This is a genomic window from Gemmatimonadota bacterium, from assembly GCA_026705765.1.
In the GTDB taxonomy this organism is placed as follows: Bacteria; Latescibacterota; UBA2968; order UBA2968; family UBA2968; genus VXRD01.
In genome coordinates, this window is sequence record JAPPAB010000175.1 from 23,734 (window position 1) to 29,843 (window position 6,110).

5 protein-coding genes are annotated in these 6,110 nt (G+C 53.6%); 1 reads left to right on the forward strand and 4 read right to left on the reverse strand.

Features of this window, described 5'->3' with window-relative positions; genetic code table 11:
• Positions 1–2 precede the first annotated feature (2 nt).
• Genes priA through dtd form a run of 4 tightly spaced genes read right to left on the reverse strand, consistent with a single transcriptional unit; the run spans position 3 to position 4,480 of the window.
• Positions 3–2,447 (reverse strand): primosomal protein N', encoded by a 2,445-nt coding sequence (gene priA / locus OXH16_22375; protein MCY3684152.1) that lies wholly within the window; start codon positions 2,445–2,447, stop codon positions 3–5.
• A 17-nt stretch (positions 2,448–2,464) separates the two neighbouring features.
• Positions 2,465–3,418 carry a helix-turn-helix domain-containing protein gene (locus OXH16_22380; GenBank protein MCY3684153.1) on the reverse strand — a complete coding sequence of 318 codons (954 nt, stop codon included), beginning with the start codon at positions 3,416–3,418 and terminating at the stop codon, positions 2,465–2,467.
• Complete coding sequence (locus OXH16_22385; GenBank protein ID MCY3684154.1) at positions 3,408–4,040, reverse strand: Maf family protein; 633 nt, start codon at positions 4,038–4,040, stop codon at positions 3,408–3,410. The genes OXH16_22380 and OXH16_22385 overlap by 11 nt, the downstream gene beginning before the upstream one ends.
• Positions 4,037–4,480, reverse strand: a complete 444-nt coding sequence (gene dtd, locus OXH16_22390) for a D-aminoacyl-tRNA deacylase (protein MCY3684155.1) — start codon at positions 4,478–4,480, stop codon at positions 4,037–4,039. Before dtd ends, OXH16_22385 begins: the two co-directional genes overlap by 4 nt.
• 277 nt (positions 4,481–4,757) lie before the next feature.
• Here dtd and OXH16_22395 point away from each other — a divergent pair, with 277 nt between their 5' ends.
• Positions 4,758–5,954, forward strand: coding sequence for an efflux RND transporter periplasmic adaptor subunit (locus OXH16_22395; GenBank protein MCY3684156.1), 1,197 nt, complete (start codon positions 4,758–4,760; stop codon positions 5,952–5,954).
• Positions 5,955–6,110: the final 156 nt, after the last annotated feature.

Here is a 6,110-nt window from a genome sequence, read left to right on the forward strand (position 1 = left end):
GCTCAAAGCATCGACATCGGATCGACATTGATCGCCAGAGTCACACCGCGAGATCGGCGTTTATTGGGAGCGAATTGTGTGGCGGCATTGCGGGCGGCGGCATTGAGATGACTGTGCGAATCGGACTTGAGCAAAACCTGCCAGCGATAGGTGCCCTGGATACGCGCGAGAGGAGCCTGTACGGGACCCAGAATTTCGACATCGGGAGATGTTTGTTCGCGCAAAGCCTGTGCGATCATGCCAGCCGCGTGTGTGACATCGTGTTCATCTTTGCCCTTAAAAAGCAACAGCACCACGCGCCCAAAGGGCGGATAACCCAGACTTTGACGCGCACTGAGTTCGCGCTGTGCAAAAGTTTCAAAATCGTGGAACTGCGCGCATTGCACGGCTTCGCCATCGGGCATATAAGTTTGAATAACGACTTCCCCTGGAATCTCGCCTCGTCCAGCGCGCCCACTGACCTGAGTCAGCAATTGGAATGTGCGTTCACTGGCGCGAAAATCTGGCAGATGGATACTCGTATCCGCAGAAATAACGCCGACGAGTGTCACGCCGGGAAAATCGAGGCCCTTGGCGATCATCTGCGTACCGAGCAAAATATCGGCCTCGCCTCGGGAAAAGCGACTGAGTATGCGATCATGCGCGCCCTTGCGGCTCGTGGTATCCACATCCATTCGCAAAACGCGCACACCGGGAAACTGCGCTTCGAGAGTCTCTTCAACGCGCTGTGTCCCCACGCCTAACAAATGAAAATTACTGCTGTTACACGACGGGCACGCCGAGGGCGATGGCTCAATATAACCGCAATAATGGCAAAGCATCAGGCGTCGAGTAGCGTGATAAGTCAGGGTAACCTGGCAGTGATCGCACTGGATACTTTGCCCGCAGTCCGCGCATTGAACCGCAGGTGCGTACCCGCGCCTGTTTTGAAGTAAAATGGTGCGTTCGCCCTTTTCAATGCGTTCGCGCACCTTCTCTCGCAACGGACGAGAAAACAAACTACCACCTTCGCGTCGCATATCCACGAGTGTAACAGTGGGCAATGGACGGTTATCGATGCGCTCTGGCAATATGAGAGCGTTGAATTTTTGCGTCTGTGCATTGTGATGCGACTCGAGAGAAGGAGTTGCCGATCCCAGCACAATGGGCAGATTTTGCAGATGCGCGCGCATCACAGCGACATCCCGCGCATTGTAGCGAGGTGCGGGATCGTCTTGTTTGTACGAACCATCGTGTTCTTCGTCAATGATGATAAGACCCAGATTTTCAACAGGTGCAAAAATAGCTGAGCGCGCACCAATAACAACGGCGCGTCTTCCCCTGCGGACCTCGCGCCAGGCATCGTAGCGTTCTCCGGGAGACAATGCACTGTGTAACACCGCGACGCGATCGCCAAAATGGACGCGAAAGCGACGGACGGTTTGTGGCGTCAGAGTGATTTCCGGCACCAGAACAATCGCGCCTTTTCCCAATGAGAGTGCGTGTGCAACCGCCCGAATATAAACCAGTGTTTTGCCGCTGCCAGTCACCCCCCGCAAAAGGTGAACCCGAAAGGCATTTTCATCAATGCTTTGCCCAATCGCCTGGATAGCCCGTGCTTGATGGGACGTAAGCGTTACATCCTCAGGCGGAGGAAGATCGACATCGGCATAAGGATCGCGCACCACTTCCCGGTCAATAAAACATATCAAATTGCGCTTGACCATTTCTCTCAGTACACCCGACGAAATCCCTTCTGCGGATAGTTGTGCGGTCAACAAAGGACGATTTGCCGAACGCAGAAGGCGAATACACTGCGCCTGGCGGGGAGCGCGTTTTTCAAGTGTGGGCAATTCCAGGTCAAACCAGCGCGGGTCATCGGGCACAAGAGCCACCGTGCGCTCGGTTTTTGTTCTCACTTTTGGTGCTGACATCTTTTGAAACGCGACCAGAACACCACGCCTCAAAAGGCCAGATATCGCGGACTGGACGCCCTGTTTTCCAAGTCGTTTTTGAAGTTGTCGCATCGATGCCGAACCGAATTCGCCCAAAGCCGCGACGACCTCGCGCTGACGCGGGGAAAGCAGGCGGCTGATCGCATCGTCAAAATTTTTATCAAGGGCAAAATGTTGCCCACTATCCAGATGAATGCCCGAGGGAAGAGCCGCAGAGATGACCTCCGAGAGACTGCACAGATAATACGAGGCCATCCACTTGCACAATTCGAGCATCGGCTGTGTCACAAGAGGATGTGAATCCAGAATTTGGGCAATGGTCTTGACGCGATGGGAGGGCAGATCACACGTTTTGCAAAAGCCGACGACAATGCCCGTGACCCAGCGTTCTCCAAAAGGAACAAGAACGCGGTAACCCGTTTGCAGATCGTCCTGGAGATCGTCGGGAATGCGATAGGTGAATGTGTCGAGAGACGTGCCCAGAGGAACGATTAGTGCGAAAGAATGCGCCATGGAAACTATTGGTCTGCCTACGGGGCAGAGGGCGTGTCGCCGAGTTCTTCAACTTTGACGAGGGTGCGGAAAATAGTCAGACGAAGGCCACGATCAGGTGGGCTGGCAAATTCGAGAGGCTGATCCTGCAGTGAAAACGAAATTGAGCTGGCACGCTGTATCTGCACTTGAAAGCGGTCATAAGCCAGCCAGCGTTGCTGCCGCCCCACAGGAAGCACACCGGCAAAAACCCCGCGGTCATCGGCAGTAATAGATAGATGCGCAGTTTCTCTTGCAACGCCGGAAAGGATCATGATTTCTCCTTCGGCAATAACACCGGGAATAGACAAATTATATGTGCTGAGCACAACGGGTGCTGGTTGAAAGGCTGGCGTCTCCGCCACAATATCCGATGGCATCATCTGGTTTTCCGATAGGGATGGCATAACGGACTCAGTGCTATCTCGCAGTTGCATCTCCTGTACGGATTTCGCGCTATCCTGCATTCCAGACAGCATATCCTCTTCGGAAATGCTTATTTGTTCGGTTGAGATAACCGATTCCGTACTATCTGGTATTGGAAGAGGTGATGTGGTTGTATCGAGGGGGGCTGTGGGCGGTGTTTCCTCACGCGAATTGAGAATGATGATCACCACTGCAATCACCGCGAATGCGAGCAACGAGATAAATATTGCGCTGCGGTTTATCCCGCGTTCTGGAGAGGGCGGTGCTGTGACCCGCTCACGCGGCAGTGCTACGCTTCTTTCAAAGCGAGAAAGGATGTCCCGAACATTGAGGTTGAGTGCCTGTGCATAAGTTTTGAGAAACAAACGCGCATAAGCTACGGGCAATAACTCGAATTGACCCGCTTCAAGCACCTTGATAAACTCGGGATTGATCCGCGTGTGTTCATAAATATCGTCGATACTCAGACCCAGATTTTCGCGCTGCGTTTTGAGTATCTCAGCGATTTCTTGTTTTTTATCTGACATAAATATTTGTATTTCCCGTTGTTAGATCTATTTCGGGTATAATCGTCCAGAGCGATTGCCCAACCAAACGATGATAAAGGCTCCAAAAACATGCAAGCGGCAAGCCCACAACATTGTAGAAGCAACCGGATATAGATTGAATAAATGCAGATGCGCGCCCCTGCGCGCCATAAGCACCGGCTTTGTCCATAGAATCACCAGTGGCGACATAGCGCGCGATATCCTCCGATGAGAGCACGCGCATCGTGACGTGGGTAGTTGCAACATCTGTGAGGGTCTGTCCGGTTTCCGTATCTGTGAGAGCCAGCCCTGTATAGACCTGATGGGTTTTACCCGAAAGTCTCGCTAGCATGTCTGTGGCGTGTTTGGCGTCATCCGGTTTTCCGAAAATTGTATCTTCCAATACCACAACTGTATCGGCCCCCAAAACGAGCGCGCGGTCGAACTGATGGGCAACAACCCGTGTTTTGCGCTGTGCGATTTCCAGCACGTGTTCGGCAGGTGGCAAGACGGTATCCAGATCCTCATTGGCATTGCTCGGCGCAATCTCAAACGAAATATCCAACAAGCGCAACAAACTCGCACGCCTGGGTGAAGCAGAAGCGAGAATCAGTTTCTTCATATCTCTGAGTCAATCATCAATGTAACGGGACCAGTGTTGTGAATTTCGACCTGCATATACGCACCAAAAACACCGGTTTCGGTGTGAATGCCAAAGGTGCAAAGGCGCTGGACAAATTGCTCGTACATGGATTTGGCAATATCTGGTGGAGCAGCCCGATTAAAACTCGGACGGCGACCTTTGCGGGTATCGGCGTGCAAGGTAAATTGCGAAACCACCAGCACCTGCCCACCCGTGTCGAGCAGAGATCTGTTCATTTTCCCCTGATCGTCTTCAAAAATTCTCAAATTTGCACATTTCTCAGCGACATATTCCACATCTGAAAGACCATCGGTATCGCTAATACCCAGCAGAATCAAAAGACCGCGATCAATTTGCCCAACAATTTGTTCTTCAACGCGAACCGTTGCCCTGCATACCCGCTGAATCAATGCCCGCACGCTACCCTCCCTGGCTAAGAATCTCTATATCATTTATAACTTATTTATGGCATGTGTGCAAGGTGAAAGATTAGGAGGGTCGGGGGCTGATGACTGGTTTTCTCAGCCCTTAACAGGAACCAAATGGGCCAAACAGCTTGTATTTTATTAGATATATTCGTATTTTCGTACAGGATTCTCGACAAAAATGGTAGTTCATGGAATCATCTGGTCCATTCCCATTCTGCCCGCAGGACCACGGATGATCCCCATCAGCATGTACTGAAAGAGAAAAGAGATGAATCGCGGAAAAAGCTTACTCGCTGCCAGTGCCATCCTTCTCATGTCCACGATTGTTGCCTACCTTATGATCTGGTTGAAGCCCGAGCCGGAAATCCGACCTCTTACTTCCCGGGCACCATTCGCAGTCACGGCTTCCGCGGTGGTCGGCACCGGTGCAATTCCAGTGTACGGGTCAGGGACCGTTCGGCCTGTCGCAGAAATAGATGTCGCTACTGAAATCAATGGTAAGGTCGTTTGGGTGGATTCAGCCTTTCAGAGTGGCGGACGAGTCCGAAAAGGGCAGATACTCTTCCGCATTGATGACGCCGACTACCGCAACAGAGTTCAGCAGGCGCATGCCAACGTGGCCGCGCAGCATGTCGCACTCCTCCGGGCCAATGAAGAAGCTCAGATCGCACGCGCTGAGTACGCGCAATACAGACATGGCCAAACAGATATAGCCGGGGCCAATCCCCTTGCGCTGTGGGAACCCCAACTCGAGGCAGCCCGCGCCGCGGTGGTCAGAGACAGTGCTGTGCTCGCCGATGCCGAGTTGGCTTTGGCACGTACAAAAGTCCGCGCGCCTTTCAGAGGCGTCGTGCAGGCAGAATCGATAGATATGGGGCAGTTCGTGGTGGCGGGTCAGAGTGTGGGGCGAATTTACGCGACCGACGCAGTAGAGGTGGTAGTTCCCCTCTCCGACGCCAACGCAGTTCTCATTCCCGGCCTATGGGATCTGGAAGCTGGCGACGGAGATAGGCAGGTCAAGGCTCGTGTCATCGCTGAATACGGCGACGGGAGCTACGCATGGGAGGGCTATGTAGATCGAGCGGAAGCATCCCTGGACGAACAGACGCGCACCATCAACGTCATCGTACGCGTCCCGAATCCTTTTACAAGCGGCACCCGAGTCGAAGCGGCAAGCGCGGATCCTGGCCCGCCCCTTCTCGTGGGCAAATTCGCAGAAGTGCGAATTGAGGGAATCATCCCAGACCAGTACTTCATCCTGCGGCGGTCAGCACTCAGACCGGGCAACGAGGTCTGGGCAGTGCGCGATGACTCACTATTGACCATCGTCCCGGTGCGTGTCCTTCAGCGTTCCGATGATAAGGTGTTCGTAACCGGCACGCTGAAAGCCGGTCAGGCGGTCGTCATAGGCGGGATTCAGGTCGCAACCGAAGGCATGGTGGTGCGGATCGGAGGTGATCCATGAACCGGGAAGAAGGTTCCGCACGGGAACAGCGTGGCCCCATAGCTTACATGGCTGGCAACAGTGTAGCCGCCAATCTACTGATGTGGGCTATCATCGCCGCCGGGCTGGTGTCGCTGACCGGACTCGACCGGGAAGCGTGGCCCACCACTCCCTTCT